Genomic DNA, 12,655 nt, shown 5'->3' on the forward strand with positions numbered 1-12,655 from the left:
GATTACCTCAGGAGATGGAGACGACGCCGTTGTTATTCCAAAGAACGCCCGCCGCGGTGGGTGCGTCAGAGGGCAGCGATGTCATCCAAGCATTGAAGAAAATGAAAAGCTGCGAGAGTGGAACAGTGCACTTCGCCCAGTTACCGTCTTGCAGCTGATGGATCGTGACGAGTTCCTTCCCGGTGATCGCCTGTGGAAGTCCGAAAATTTCCATTAACGCAACTCCTGCCAATAGCTCAACGAAACCAATGTGCTTGTCACCAAATAGGTGGCTCCATTTGGAATCAATGCATTGACGGCAACGACACTTCCGACCGGACCGGGATCTGTCGAAAATGCGACATACTGCCCGTTAAGTGAGATGGACAATCCACCATTGGTTGTCGTCGTCAATCCAGATACATAAACAACAATCGGACGTCCTGTTGAGTTGGTGTAGGTCGTTCCGAATAGCCTGGAAGAAGTGAGGTTTTGCAGTGTCTGGCCGACGCCCACCACTTGAGATTGCCGAACCGCATGTTGATCTTGCGTTGATGCGGCAACAGAAACCGGATTGTTGAACGTGTCATTGCCAGACCACGTATTGTTGTCCCCGAGCTGGCCGAATGCCTGCATCTGCCCCATCGTCGGCGAGCAATAGGCGTAGTCATTCGTAGCCCAAGCCTGCGCGCTTGTATTTTCCTGACCACGCTGCAGGCCACTGAGCGTTGCGCCTGAGATCGCAGTCGCATAGATCACTTCGAACTGCTGACGGGTCGCCACATCGTTGAGCGTGATGACGAAGACCTTACCGGCCGGGATCGACGACGGCAGATTGGCCGCGCTCGACAGCGTGAGCGATGTCGCGCCGGACGAGATCGATCCCGCCAACGTGGTGCTGATGTTGTTGGCGAACGTGAAAAGAGATGGCATGGGTTAATTCCTAGCTAAGCGATCGCGACGACGCCACCGTCATTCCAGAGCTGGCCAGTGCCCGGCCCCGGATTGCTGAGCGGAAGATTGCCGCCGCCGAGTGCGAGCAGCTGCGGCGGGAATGTGTAGGCGAAATACAGCTTGGGAGCCATCGGATCCGGTATGACGCCCGGAATGACACTGATTACCCCGCCGTTCCACCATACCGAGCCTGGTGCGAGACCCGTGGGACTTGTCGGATAGGTGAGCGGGAATCCGAGCGTCAGAACGCCGCCGTTGTTCACGAACTTATCGGTGACAAACTGCAGCGTGTACGCGAACGGAAACGCGAGAAGCCCGTTCGCATAGCACGACTGCAGCGCTTCATACCCGATCGTGTCGTATGCTGTCACCGTGAAGGTAGTTCCCGACACGGCGATCGACGGCGGATCGTTCAACACCTGCCAGTCGTCGCCATTCGCGCCGTTGATGAACCGCGCGATGCGATTCTTCAACCACTGCATGTTGAACTGCATGCCATCGCCGCGATACAAATGCCACGTCAAGACGCGCTTGTAGATGTCATCGTTCGCGATCGACGCGGTCTGGCTCGCCGAGTAGTACTGCGCGTTGTACGCGATCGTGTTGTACGGATTCGCGTTGTAGCCCGCCAGTCGCGTCGACGTCTGCGATGCGAGAACCGGACGGCGGATTCCATACACGCCGCGCCCGATCCAGTCGAGCAGCGGGCCCGTGATAAACGGCGACGTGTACAGGCCGAGCGGCGCCTGATTGAACCAGTCGAGATAGCCCTGCGAGAGCGAGTTGAAGCTGTCGACGAAGGCCTGCAGCGATGCGTCGTCTTCGTATTCCTTGTACAGGTACGACGGGATGACCTGCTGCAGTGGCTGCGTGCTGAACGACTCGATCTGCATTCGTCACCCCTGCGATACGGTCACGCCCGTGGCCGAGCAGAAGAAATAGCTTTCCGGGTCCGAGGTGATGATGTCGGTGCCCGCCGCCGGCGTGGCCGTCACCCCGTTGATCGTCACCGCGAAGTTGAGCGTCGTCACGTTCGTCCCATCGATCACCGAGGATACCGCGTCGAGAAATGTCGCTGTCATCTCGTTCAGGTTGATCGGCTGGCCGGCAAAAATCGAGTTCAGATATGACTGCAGCGCCGGCGCCGCAAGCTGGTTCACCGAGCTGCCCGCCGTGAAGTTCGGCAGCGTGGTATTCCACGTCACCGCGAGCGTCACGACCTGCTGCGGCGGGTTCACGAACGGGATGTTGTATGTGTTCGGGTTCTGGAACAGCGACACGTTGACGTTGCGCGGGTTCGGCGAGAACGTCGCGCCGCCGGTATAGGTGCCAAAGCCCGTCCCGTTCATGGTCGTCGTGATTGAATTCCCCGACACTGACGCGACGGTGTACGTCCGATTGAACGCGCTCGGCGTCGCGCCGGTGACCGTGAAGGTCTGCCCCGCCGTGTAGCCGCTCGCGAGGTTCGTCTGAACGACAACCGGGTTCGCGGCTGTCATGCCGGTGATGCCGAGCTGCGATCCCTTGAGCAGCGCGATGTCGCCTGCACCCTGCAGAATCGCGGCAGCGACCGCGTATGCGTCGCCACCGCCGCACACGATCTGCCAGCCGCCCGTCACCTGATTGATGGAGACCAGGCGCTGCTGCACACCGGTGATCTTGCCAAGCAGCGTTTTCAGGAACGCCGGTGTGCCAACCGATGCGACCTGCCCGGCCTGCAACACGCGGCCGCGATAGGTCTGCGGGCTCTCGGCGCTGGATGCCGAGACGCCCGCTTGCGGGTTCGTCACGGTGATAAGCCCGGCGTATTCGCTCGGCAGCGACGTGATGATCTGGTTGACGGTGTTGGCCGGAATCGCGAAAGTGCCGCTGTTCGTCGCTACCGCGTAGAGCTGCGCCGATTGGCCGGTCGACAGGATCACGCCGCCATCCTGCAGTGCATACTGATTCGCGCCGTCGCCGACCACGAAACCGGGTGGTAGCACGTAGCCGGCCGGCCCGGTGAAGACGACATAGACGCTCCCGTTCGCGCTCGAGCCCTGCGGCACGCCGAACTGACCGCCGAGTTGCGCGAGCACGAAGGCGTTCGCGCCATATGGCGTTACGCTATTCACGGCCTCGACGCGCGCCTGGTCGATCGTCGTCAGCGCGCCGACGTCGGTCGAAGCGACATCCTCGATCAGGCTGCCGGGCAGATTCGCCGTGTAGTCAGGCACCTCGGCGGCGACGCCATCGATCAAGTTCTGCCGCAGCGTGGTCGGATCGGTTGCAACTGGACCGGCCGCAGTCATGACGAGAGGAATGTTGCTCATATCGCTACGGTCGCGTTCAGAAGCGCGCCGCTATGTGCGACGGCCTGGATGTTGTAAATGGGCGGGAAACTGCCGGGCGCGCGCACGATCGCGAGCGATGCGAAGTACGGCGCGAACTGCTGCTGCGTGACCATCGCGTAATAGTCTGGGAACACCTGCGTGACGACGGTTTGCTGTGCCGGGATGCCGTAGTTCGCATAGAACGGAGATTCACCGAGGTTCAGCTTCAGCACCTGGCAGAGCGTCGTCAGATAGACGTTGTCGTTGTAGCCATTCGCGTCTGTCGTGACGGCGACCCAGCGATAGGAGCCGTCCGCGTTGTAGATCCTTCCCCACGTGCGCACGTCGTCGCTCCCTCAATTGATGGGCGGGTCGCTTTGAACCTTCGACCCGGTGCCCGGGAAATACCCGTGCGTATGATTTTCATAGCTATTGCCGTCGATCGACAGGCCCGACGCATCGAGTGTGATCGTGTGGCCGCCGAAGCTCATGACGATGCCGGCCGCCGTCAGCGAGAGCGACGCGCCGCCGTATGTCATCGACACGCCGTTCTGATTCACGACGCACGACGATGGCGTCGCGCCCTGCGTGGTGCGCGCGATCATGCCGTTTGGGCCGCATACCTGCGCCGCGTTCGGATCATCCGGCGGCGAAGCTTTATTGCTGGTCGGAACGAACACGAGCGCCGTCAGATTGCCGCGGCGCCGAAAATCGGCCGTGCCGCCGCCGAGGCCGGAAATGCCGCCGAGATACGCGTCAGCCGGCATCGTGACGCCCTTGTCGCCTTCCTGCGTCGGATTGCGGATCCACGGGCTTTCAGCCTTCGGGATCGTCACCGGCGGCAGCGTCCACGTGCCCTGCAGTTCGAACTCGACAGTCACGATCGCGCCCGCGACCTTCGTCACGCGGCACGGCAACGCGTTGCCGGTATCCTCGATCGCCTGCGCCGCGCGTGCGATCGCCACACGATTCAGCGAGCGCTGCAGCGGCAGCTTCGAATAGTTGTCAGCCATTGCCCATCACCGCGCAGTTTGCGACCGTCGCCCACGACGCGCCGTCGAGCGCGCGGAAGTTGCCGATGTGTCGCAGATCGATCACCGAAAACTTGCCCTGGAACGCGCTCTTGTACTTCAGGCTCGATGGCAGCGACGACGAGGACGTTAGGACGATGCCGGGCGTGTTCTGCAGCCCCTGCGGCATCAGCAGCTCGGACCCAAGCTGAATGTCGGCGCGCATCACGAGCTTGACCTGCATCACGTTCGGCGCAATCCACGTCGGCTGACCGACGAAATCCGTGAACGCGAGTTGCACGGTGTTCGGCTTGTACGTGCTGTCGTAGACGACGATCTGGCCGGCCTGGATCGTGATCTGCACGCCGGCATAGTCGGCGCCGAGGAAATTCCCCTGCGTGATTTCGACGAGAAGCTGCGCGAGCTGCTCGAGCGTCGAGCACCGATGCACCTCATCGTGCGTCTGCACCAGCTTGTTGCTGATGTTGATCAGCGCGGGCATCGTCGGATAGGCCACCGACAGCGTCTGCTTCAGCGCCTGCGCGAGCGTCGTCCCGGCCGTCCAGTTCAGGACGATGTTGCCGGGTTCATCGAGCGTGTACAGCGCCGGGTTCAGCACGAGATCAAGCGTCATCTCGGTGCCTTCCCAGTTTCCGAAGGACTGCCACACCTGGCCGGCCGCAATCAGCCCCGCCTGCTTCGGATTCGCCAGCGGCAGGCCGGCCTGCATGCCGCCCTTCATCGTCAGGTTCATGCCGGCGAACTGCTGCGCCTGCAGCAGGTCCTCGAGCGGTACGCCCTCGATCAGCAGCGACTGGCCGCCGAGCGGCGTTCCGTACGTGGCGACCGGGATGTCGAATTCGATGTTCAGCGCGCCCGGATCGAACTTGCCGTTCTGATGCGACGTCCACCGCCGGAACGGCTTCGTGCCGCCTTCCGGCGTGATGGTGATGTCGTAGTAGCGCATCGATCAGGGATTGATTTCGAAATTTCCGGTGTCTTCGCGGTACAGCAGTGTCGACGTCGAGAAGACGCCCGGCGCGAGCGGGATGTCGAAACCGAGCGGCGAGCCGACCATCGCGCCATTCCAGGCGATGTTGCTGTTCTGGTCGGTCAGCGTCACATACCAGCGCATTCCCGCGATGTTCCACGTCACTGCCAGCGAATAGGCCACGCCGTCGAGCGTGACGGTCGCCTGAAACGGTGGCGTCGTCGCATTCGACGGCTGGAAAGGAACGAGCGTCGTCATAGCGCCGGCTGGGAAAGGAACTGGTTCACGACGCCGGCCATGTTACCGACACCCTCGAGCGCGCCCTGCACCGCCGAACCGGCGGCGGCCACGGCACCGGACCACGCCGGCGATGTCACCTGCTGGCCGCCCGCGAGCTTGCTCATCAGCGCGCCGAACGCGCTACTCGCCGCCTGCTGGGTCAGCAGCGGCTGTACGAAATCGAGCTGCCACTGGATCTGCTGCTGCTTGCCCTCGCCGTTCGTGACGTCCGTCATCGACGTCAGGATGCAGTTCGTGTAGATCCGCGCGGGTGTCGCGACATGGAACGTGCCGCCCGCGGCGCAGTGCGCCTCGAGCGAGCTTTGCAGCGACGTGAAGATCGCCAGCTTCGTCAGGTAGCCGCCCGTGTCTTTCACTGGCGCGATCATCAGCAGCGAGACGTTTTTCGGCTGCATCACGATTGCATTGCCGGCGACCTGCTGATTCGCGAACGGGTATGTGCCGACCGCGTTGCTGATGATCGTACCGCCGGGCAACACGACGAAGCGCGCGAAGAAGTTGTCGAGACCGACGCTTCCGCTTGACAGCACGCTCTGCGCGAGCGCGCCGAGCTGGCCGACGAGCCCGATGATCGGCATCATGCCGCCGAGCGTGTTCGCGACGATCCCGCCGTTCAGGATGATCGGCGAGACCTGAAACGACAGGTCGTACGCCGATCGGAAGCCTGAAGAAAGGTCGAGTCCCGCCATTTCAATTACCCGGTGCTGCTGCGTTGGCCTGCACGGCGACGCGCGCGGACGTGTTGTTGCTCACCTGGACCTGCACCTTCACGGCGCTGCGCTTGGCGACCTCACCGGCGATCTGCGCGATGTACTTGCGCGTCTCGGCCGGCAGATTCGATTCCCACTGTCCGCCGTTCTTCGCGATGTCCTTGTCAAGGTTGCCGGGACCCCAGTTGTACGCGGCGAGCGCCTTGCGGATATCGCCGCCGTATTTCTTCATCAGGGACTGCATGTAGCGCCCGGACGCGCCCGCCTCATCCTTGAAGCTGAAACGGTCGCCGCCGTTGCCCCAGTCGTGCCATGCGGCCGAGGTGAACTGGAAGTCGCCGATCGCCTGGTCGCCGTTCTTCAGCGCCGGGCCGATCAGATTGCTGCCCGACCCCGATTCGACCTTCCACATGCGCGCGAGCGTACCCGCCGGCAGACCGCGTTGCTTCTCGATGTCCGCGAGATAACCGGCCGGATCGCTCGGCATGTTCAGGCGGTGCCGAAGCTTGCCGAGAAACTGATCGGTCGACGACGGCGCGGACGGCGTGAATGGGCCGCTTGGTGTTGAGCCAGCGCTCGGCGCGTTGTCGCCGCCACTGAAAAAGCGCCCTACCTTGCGGATCGCACCGACGATGTCGGCAATCCCGTCCGCGAAATCCTTCAGATCCTGACGGAAGGAAGGCGACCCGAGATAGGTCGTCAGCCCCGTGATCCCATCCTCGACCGCCTTCAGGTTCTTCGGCGTGAAGATGTCGTTGATCAGCTGGTCGGCATCCTTCGTCAGCGTCGTCACGAAGCTCCGCAGCGACGGTGCGAGCTCGACGAGCCGGTTCGTCAGCGATGTCTCGAGCGTGCGACCGGCAAGCGTGATTTGGCGATCGAATTCATACCAGGCTTGCGTCGTGCCATTGCTGACGTTCAGCGAGCGCTGGTCGCGTCCATACTGCGAGCGGGCGGCCTGCAATTCCGACATCGGCGTGTTGCCGAGCCGGCGCACGTCCTCAAGCGTCAGACCGGATTGCGTGAAGCCGGCGGCGGCCAGATTCTCCGCCGTGCGCTGCGACGATGGCGTCTTCGTCCACCAGTCATGCGCGCGCGTAGCGAGACGCATCGCGAGCTGATCGGGACCTTGGTTCGCGACTGTTTGCGCGCCGAGCCCGGTCGCAAGGCCGAGCCACACGCGGCCCTGGTAGCTGTTCTGCGCATCCGCCACGTGCGACAGGATGCTCGGATCGAGGAAGCGTCCGAAGTCCATGCCGAACGCCTTGTACTGACCCGGCGTCAGGCCGACGCCGCGCGCGCCGCGCTGCTCGGTCACGGCCGAGTGTGCAAGGTCGCGCAGACTGATCGCGCCGAGGATGCCCCCCAGACCGGCGATGCCGCCGCCGATGGCGCCGAACTTCAGCAGCCACTTGCCGATGTCGAACACCGCCTTGCCGACGTTGCTGGCCTCCTTCGCCATCTTCGACATCGTGTGCAGACCTTCGCGCGCCATGATGTTGAACTGGCGCTGCGCCTCGGTCGACGACTGGATGCCGCTGGCGAGCGACTTCGCGGTGGCCGCGTTCCGGCGCATCGACGTGTCGATCTGCTGCCACTCCTTCGGCATGCTCCCGACCTTGGCCTCGAACTGTTCGTACAGCTCGTAGAACGCCTTGAACTGCTCGGCGTTCACGTCGATGTTGATGATCGGCTTATTAGCCACTTGGGCCTCTCAGGGTTCGGATCAGCTCGAGGATGTTGCGATCGCGGAAGTCGCGCGCGCTGCGGTATTCGAAGCCGTGACGCTGCACGGTTTCCGCGAAGCCCTCGCCGGCCACGAACTTCAGGATGGAACCGAGGACACCGCCTGTTGCGCCGAAGGCGCGGCCTTCGTCGAGTTCGGCAAGGAATCGGCGAATTCCATAGGCGACAAGGAGGTAATCGACCCCTTCAGCAGGGAAGCCGTGCTGCTCGCCTGTTTCTTCCGTTCCGCCTTGCTCGCGAGCGAGCAGATGCAGGTAAAAAAAACGATCGCCGACTCCGTCTCGGACTGATCCTCTTCATCGATCTTGCCGGCGGCCACCGCGCTCTCGATCGGCAGGAGATCCCAGCCGCCCGGACCCGGCACAAGCACCATTGTCAGGCGGCGAATCTCGGCCATTAGCGCCGGCGTCGCCTCGTCGATGACGGTCTTGCCGTCTTTCGCATAGCTGCCGCGCGCCTCGGCCTCGCGCATGCCTTCGTCGAGCAGCGTGAGCGCGGCGATGCGCGGGCCCGAATCCATCATGTAGATCCCGCCGCGGCTCATCAGCGATGCCTTCGTCGCCGCGAGCACGCGGTAGTTCGACTCGAACACCTGGCGCGAGATCGGCGTGTGGTAGGCCCACACCTTCACGCCGGCCTCGTCAGCGACGACCGGCACGACGAGGTTCATCGCCTCGTTGATCTGGATCACGTCATGCTCCACAGGTCGTTGTTGGTGTAGTACGTGCCGCGCAGCACCAGCATGCATACCGCGTCCATGCCGTCGAACGCATTCGGGTCGAAGTGGCGGATCGCGGTGTCGTATAGCGTGAACGAGTCGAATGCGGCCGAATCGCTGTTGACCTTGACCTGGCCGAGCACGCTGTTCGATTCCCACTGCGCGCGCCATGCCATCGACAGCGCCTGCGTGCGCAGAATGCCGACGGTGATCGTCGCCGGCACATACGGTGCCGGCGAGTTCACGAGGCCCGTGCCGGTGCCGGTCTGATCGGTGAAGTCGCCCTCGAACGCGATGCGTGCGAACGACTTCGCCATGTACGGCGCCGTGATGTTCAGCGACGTGAACGCCGGCACGATGACCGAGCACCGGACGCGATTCAGGGTGCCTTGGCTGACAAGCGGATTGGTTGCCATCTGAGGCTCTCCTTAGAACTGCACTGCGTCGATGTTGAAGGTCACGGTCAGGAACCCGTTCTGTCCGACCACCGTCGCGGCGAGACCGTTGTAGATGCCGGCGGCGTAATCGCCCGGGTTCTGCGTGGTGTACTGCAGGAAGCTCGTGGCCGAAATCGACACCGACTGCGCGCAGCCGAAGCTGACGGCGCTCGAGCCGGCGCCTTCGGCGACCGATTCGACCGTGTTGATACCGGGCTGGTCGTAGAGCAGCGGCGGATTGCTGTTCGAGCCATTGATGATCGCGGCCGCGATGCGCTGTTTCGACTGGATCTGGAACCAGTCGATGCCATACCACCAGCTCGCCTGATCGCCGCTCATCAGCATGCCCTTGAAAACGCATGCCGTCGAAATGCCGCCCTCCGCGCCAGTCAGCACGATGTTCCCGTAGCCGCTCAGGATCGTTGTGATCTGCGCGTTGTAGCCTTGCGCCGGCCACGCCGTGACGCCGTACAGGTATCGGTAGGCCATCGGCGCGAGCTTGTTCGCCGCGCCGGGCTGGTTGACGAGCCACTGGTAGAAGAACGCGGCCGCCGTGAACTCCGTCGACGGCGCAAGCGGGCTCGGCACCACCGCGAACACCGATTTCAGCGTCGAGTAGTTCGCGAGGTTCGTCGAGCTCGTCGTGACGAAGAAATACGTCTTGCTGGTCGGCGACGAGTACAGGCCGGCGAGGATGTTCAGCGCCGATGCGAGGTTCGCCGTGGCGACCGCGCCCGTACCACCACCTCCCGAGAACGAGACGGTCGGCGCCGCGGTATAGCCCGAGCCCGGATTCGTGATCGTGACGGCCACGACCTTGCCGTTCTGGATGACGGCCGTGCCAGTCGCGGTCGTGCCCGACGTCGGCGCGGAGAACGTGACCGTCGGCGCGGACGTGTAGCCCGAACCGCCGTTCGTCACGAGGACGCTGCCGACCTCGTCCTTCGAGTAGTCCCATGCCGCCGGCACGAGGTACGCGTAGAACACGTTCGGATTGTTCGAGATCCACGTCTGCAGCAGCCCGATGCCCTGGTCGACGCCCGTTTCGGCGCCGAGCTCGAGCACATAGAAACCGATGGCCGAACCCTGTGCGAAATGCGTATTCGCCATGTTCGTCAGCTCGGTCGAATTGCCCGACCCGCTGAGAATGGACGTGAGGTCGCTGACGAGTCCGCAGTACTGGTACGTGCCGGCGGTAAGCGTCGTGCCGCCCACCGAGACGATCGCACCGCTGCGCTGAAGCTGCGACGGCACGGGCGCCCGGGTGACGGTGACGTTCAGATTGACGATCGTCGAGGTGATGGTTTGCGCCATGGTGGGCGGCTCCTGGGGTTATGCGTATGCGACGGAAACGGCGCCGCCGGTGCCCGGGTTCACGACGATTCCGGTATTGCACGGCCATTGCAGATAGATCACCGAGCCGACAGCCGGATAGCCGCTGGCGTACTGCACGATCGCGTTGGCCGTGGCGGCCGCGCCGGTCGTGGCCGCGTCGTATGCGCCGAACGTGCCGGCCGTGGCCGCCGTCAGCACCGTGATGCGCACGAGCGTGCCCGGCGTAGCCTTGATGACGGTCGGGGCGCTGACGTCGAGAGCGGACAGCGAGCCGCCCGGGCGCGGAACGATGGGGTATTGGGGCATTTCGATTACTCCTGGATGGTGGTGGTGATGCTGGCCGACAGGATCAGCCGCCGCGCGATCGCGTCAGCGGTTCCCTGGTAGTACGACGCGAGGATCGTCAGGGTCTTCTTCATCGCGAGCGCAGCGATCTCAACCTGCATGCGCTTCTCGTCGCGGATCGCCGGCGAATTGCAGAAGCCGAAATCGTCGGTGTTCAGCGAGTAGTCGATCAGCGATGCGTAGAACTGGATCGCGCGCTGATTCGTGAATCCGTAGAACGTGAGCCGCACGGTGTCGCGCATGAGCTGCGCGCTCGCCATCTGCTGCAATGCCGTCGGCGGTGTCGGCGTTCCGGGCCATGTGTACGTCGGGAACGCCTGCAGCGCGATCGTCTCGCCCGGCTCGATATGCGCCGTCACGTACGGCGGCTCAACGTTGTCCGGCACGAGGAACGATGGATACACAGGCGCGCCGGCGAGGCTCGCCAACGACAGCCAGATCGGCAGGCTGTTTGAGACGATCGGCTCGACCGGCAGATCGGCCGCGCTCGAGACGAGCTGCGACGCCAGCGCCGGGTAGACGGCGAAGCCGCGGTAGTGCCAGAGGCCGGCCTGCTGATAATTCAGCCCCGTCTCGGCGAACGCGACCTGCAGCGTCGCCCCGTCGACCTGCCACGTGCCGATCCACATCGTTCCCGGCGAGATCGTGTTGAGCTGGGAAATCTCCTGCTCGGCCGTGAACAGCAGCTTGTTCGCGGCGATCGTCTGATCTTCTTCCTGCCGACGGTCGGTCAGGATATGCAGCGATCCGCTGAACTGCTGCGCGGTGCCGGTCGCCACCCAGAACACGTAGCCGTCCGTGGGAAGCGTCGATTTCGTGTACTGCTGAAACGTGACGGACTGATTGCGCGAGAGCTGCTCGACGCCGGCCTCGAGCGCCGCGGCGAGATCGCCCGGCGCGGCCGCTGCTTCATCGATCAGTCCCATCAGTCAGTCACCCATGCACGAAACGACGCTTGGTAGAGGCCCGTGTCGACGAATTCCGGCCGCGCCGGGTTCTCCGCGGCATACGGCCGCTTCTTCCGATGGTTCACGCCCTCATCGGCGGCCGCGACCGTCTGTGCGCTCGCCTGCTTCCATTCGCGCGCATCGAGGAAGTCCCGAAACAGCTCACCGATCTTTCCCGTCGACACGTCGACCGACAGGCGGCCGACAGGCTTGCCCTGCGCGATGCTTTCGATCTCGCCGGCGATGTCGTTCGCCAGCAGCTCGCCGATCTCCTCCTCGTACATCTCGAGGAACACGCGCATCACGTGGTACTCATCCTCGATGAATGTTGCGACGTCGCCCGTGGTGACGCCGGGCTTTGCGTCCGGCCCGGTATAGGCGACATCGATCACGCCGAGGTGGAGGGTTGGCATCAGGAAACGCCGACGACGTCGGGACCGAACTGCTGCGCGTACGCCAGATACTCGCGGCCCCACGGCGTTTTCAGCAGATCGAGATCCTGCATCGTCAGGCTCTTCATGAACTCCGGCACGACGAGGCTGTTCGACGTGCCGTTGTCCGCCGACGATTGCACGACGCCCGCGACAAACGCCATCAGCTTGAAAGCCGTGCGCTGCTGCGAGAAGAACGTCGACGGCGGGGTGTCCTGCGCGACTTTCAATAGCCGGTGCATGCCGAGGTTGTACACGGCCAGCACGTAGACGATCGCGGGGACTTCGCAGGGCGGCGAGAGCGCGAGATTCAGCGCCATCGTGTACGCCCATTGCAGGTACTGCGAGTCCGTCGGCAGGTCGGTTTGCGGCACGCCCTGGTTGTAGACGAACGTCGTGAAGTCCGCGAGATTCGGCTGGGTCGGGTCGACGAAGGCCAT

At 63.5% G+C, this 12,655-nt stretch carries 17 protein-coding genes; all 17 read right to left on the bottom strand.

The features are described from left to right. Nucleotides 1–7: 7 nt before the first annotated feature. Nucleotides 8–214, bottom strand: coding sequence for a hypothetical protein (locus tag ACV22V_RS07930; RefSeq protein WP_448013458.1), 207 nt, complete (start codon nt 212–214; stop codon nt 8–10). Next, nucleotides 214–912, bottom strand: coding sequence for a hypothetical protein (locus ACV22V_RS07935; RefSeq protein WP_448013459.1), 699 nt, complete (start codon nt 910–912; stop codon nt 214–216). Before ACV22V_RS07935 ends, ACV22V_RS07930 begins: the two co-directional genes overlap by 1 nt. Nucleotides 913–926: 14 nt before the next feature. Continuing rightward, entirely contained in the window at nt 927–1,826 is a 900-nt protein-coding gene (locus ACV22V_RS07940) for a hypothetical protein (protein ID WP_448013460.1), read from the bottom strand. A 3-nt stretch (nt 1,827–1,829) separates the two neighbouring features. Beyond that, nucleotides 1,830–3,245, bottom strand: coding sequence for a hypothetical protein (locus ACV22V_RS07945; RefSeq protein ID WP_448013461.1), 1,416 nt, complete (start codon nt 3,243–3,245; stop codon nt 1,830–1,832). After that, nucleotides 3,242–3,589 carry a hypothetical protein gene (locus ACV22V_RS07950; protein ID WP_448013462.1) on the bottom strand — a complete coding sequence of 116 codons (348 nt, stop codon included), beginning with the start codon at nt 3,587–3,589 and terminating at the stop codon, nt 3,242–3,244. The genes ACV22V_RS07945 and ACV22V_RS07950 overlap by 4 nt, the downstream gene beginning before the upstream one ends. A gap of 12 nt (nt 3,590–3,601) precedes the next feature. Further along, nucleotides 3,602–4,258 carry a hypothetical protein gene (locus ACV22V_RS07955; RefSeq protein ID WP_448013463.1) on the bottom strand — a complete coding sequence of 219 codons (657 nt, stop codon included), beginning with the start codon at nt 4,256–4,258 and terminating at the stop codon, nt 3,602–3,604. Further along, nucleotides 4,251–5,222: a hypothetical protein gene (locus ACV22V_RS07960; protein WP_448013464.1), complete on the bottom strand. Its 972-nt coding sequence runs from the start codon at nt 5,220–5,222 to the stop codon at nt 4,251–4,253. Before ACV22V_RS07960 ends, ACV22V_RS07955 begins: the two co-directional genes overlap by 8 nt. Nucleotides 5,223–5,225: 3 nt before the next feature. Beyond that, complete coding sequence (locus tag ACV22V_RS07965) at nt 5,226–5,504, bottom strand: phage baseplate plug family protein (RefSeq protein WP_448013465.1); 279 nt, start codon at nt 5,502–5,504, stop codon at nt 5,226–5,228. Continuing rightward, the gene (locus ACV22V_RS07970) at nt 5,501–6,235 is read right to left on the bottom strand and encodes a hypothetical protein (protein WP_448013466.1); all 735 of its coding nucleotides are present in this window, start codon (nt 6,233–6,235) and stop codon (nt 5,501–5,503) included. The genes ACV22V_RS07965 and ACV22V_RS07970 overlap by 4 nt, the downstream gene beginning before the upstream one ends. Nucleotide 6,236: 1 nt before the next feature. After that, nucleotides 6,237–7,961, bottom strand: coding sequence for a transglycosylase SLT domain-containing protein (locus ACV22V_RS07975; RefSeq protein ID WP_448013467.1), 1,725 nt, complete (start codon nt 7,959–7,961; stop codon nt 6,237–6,239). Between the two features lie 120 nt (nt 7,962–8,081). After that, nucleotides 8,082–8,672: a hypothetical protein gene (locus ACV22V_RS07980; RefSeq protein ID WP_448013468.1), complete on the bottom strand. Its 591-nt coding sequence runs from the start codon at nt 8,670–8,672 to the stop codon at nt 8,082–8,084. A gap of 17 nt (nt 8,673–8,689) precedes the next feature. Further along, nucleotides 8,690–9,136 carry a hypothetical protein gene (locus ACV22V_RS07985; RefSeq protein ID WP_448013469.1) on the bottom strand — a complete coding sequence of 149 codons (447 nt, stop codon included), beginning with the start codon at nt 9,134–9,136 and terminating at the stop codon, nt 8,690–8,692. Between the two features lie 12 nt (nt 9,137–9,148). Further along, nucleotides 9,149–10,471, bottom strand: coding sequence for a hypothetical protein (locus tag ACV22V_RS07990; RefSeq protein ID WP_448013470.1), 1,323 nt, complete (start codon nt 10,469–10,471; stop codon nt 9,149–9,151). A gap of 18 nt (nt 10,472–10,489) precedes the next feature. Further along, entirely contained in the window at nt 10,490–10,798 is a 309-nt protein-coding gene (locus ACV22V_RS07995) for a hypothetical protein (protein ID WP_448013471.1), read from the bottom strand. A 5-nt stretch (nt 10,799–10,803) separates the two neighbouring features. Further along, a complete protein-coding gene (locus ACV22V_RS08000) occupies nt 10,804–11,763 on the bottom strand; it encodes a hypothetical protein (protein ID WP_448013472.1) in 960 nt (319 codons plus the stop codon). Continuing rightward, on the bottom strand, nt 11,763–12,197 hold the full coding sequence (locus tag ACV22V_RS08005; RefSeq protein WP_249173788.1) for a hypothetical protein: 435 nt from the start codon (nt 12,195–12,197) through the stop codon (nt 11,763–11,765). The genes ACV22V_RS08000 and ACV22V_RS08005 overlap by 1 nt, the downstream gene beginning before the upstream one ends. Further along, nucleotides 12,197–12,655, bottom strand: a complete 459-nt coding sequence (locus tag ACV22V_RS08010) for a hypothetical protein (RefSeq protein ID WP_448013473.1) — start codon at nt 12,653–12,655, stop codon at nt 12,197–12,199. Before ACV22V_RS08010 ends, ACV22V_RS08005 begins: the two co-directional genes overlap by 1 nt.

The sequence above is a fragment of the Burkholderia sp. AW33-5 genome, from assembly GCF_053427615.1.

Bases quoted from the DNA above. Each gene is read 5' to 3' on its own strand.
- ACV22V_RS07940 (WP_448013460.1), bottom strand. From the start codon at position 1,826: ATGCAGATCGAGTCGTTCAGCACGCAGCCACTGCAGCAGGTCATCCCG.
- ACV22V_RS07965 (WP_448013465.1), bottom strand. From the start codon at position 5,504: ATGACGACGCTCGTTCCTTTCCAGCCGTCGAATGCGACGACGCCACCG.
- ACV22V_RS07960 (WP_448013464.1), bottom strand. From the start codon at position 5,222: ATGCGCTACTACGACATCACCATCACGCCGGAAGGCGGCACGAAGCCG.
- ACV22V_RS07945 (WP_448013461.1), bottom strand. From the start codon at position 3,245: ATGAGCAACATTCCTCTCGTCATGACTGCGGCCGGTCCAGTTGCAACC.
- ACV22V_RS08005 (WP_249173788.1), bottom strand. From the start codon at position 12,197: ATGCCAACCCTCCACCTCGGCGTGATCGATGTCGCCTATACCGGGCCG.
- ACV22V_RS07995 (WP_448013471.1), bottom strand. From the start codon at position 10,798: ATGCCCCAATACCCCATCGTTCCGCGCCCGGGCGGCTCGCTGTCCGCT.
- ACV22V_RS07980 (WP_448013468.1), bottom strand. From the start codon at position 8,672: ATGAACCTCGTCGTGCCGGTCGTCGCTGACGAGGCCGGCGTGAAGGTG.
- ACV22V_RS08010 (WP_448013473.1), bottom strand. From the start codon at position 12,655: ATGGCCTTCGTCGACCCGACCCAGCCGAATCTCGCGGACTTCACGACG.
- ACV22V_RS07955 (WP_448013463.1), bottom strand. From the start codon at position 4,258: ATGGCTGACAACTATTCGAAGCTGCCGCTGCAGCGCTCGCTGAATCGT.
- ACV22V_RS07930 (WP_448013458.1), bottom strand. From the start codon at position 214: ATGGAAATTTTCGGACTTCCACAGGCGATCACCGGGAAGGAACTCGTC.
- ACV22V_RS07935 (WP_448013459.1), bottom strand. From the start codon at position 912: ATGCCATCTCTTTTCACGTTCGCCAACAACATCAGCACCACGTTGGCG.
- ACV22V_RS08000 (WP_448013472.1), bottom strand. From the start codon at position 11,763: ATGGGACTGATCGATGAAGCAGCGGCCGCGCCGGGCGATCTCGCCGCG.
- ACV22V_RS07970 (WP_448013466.1), bottom strand. From the start codon at position 6,235: ATGGCGGGACTCGACCTTTCTTCAGGCTTCCGATCGGCGTACGACCTG.
- ACV22V_RS07985 (WP_448013469.1), bottom strand. From the start codon at position 9,136: ATGGCAACCAATCCGCTTGTCAGCCAAGGCACCCTGAATCGCGTCCGG.
- ACV22V_RS07990 (WP_448013470.1), bottom strand. From the start codon at position 10,471: ATGGCGCAAACCATCACCTCGACGATCGTCAATCTGAACGTCACCGTC.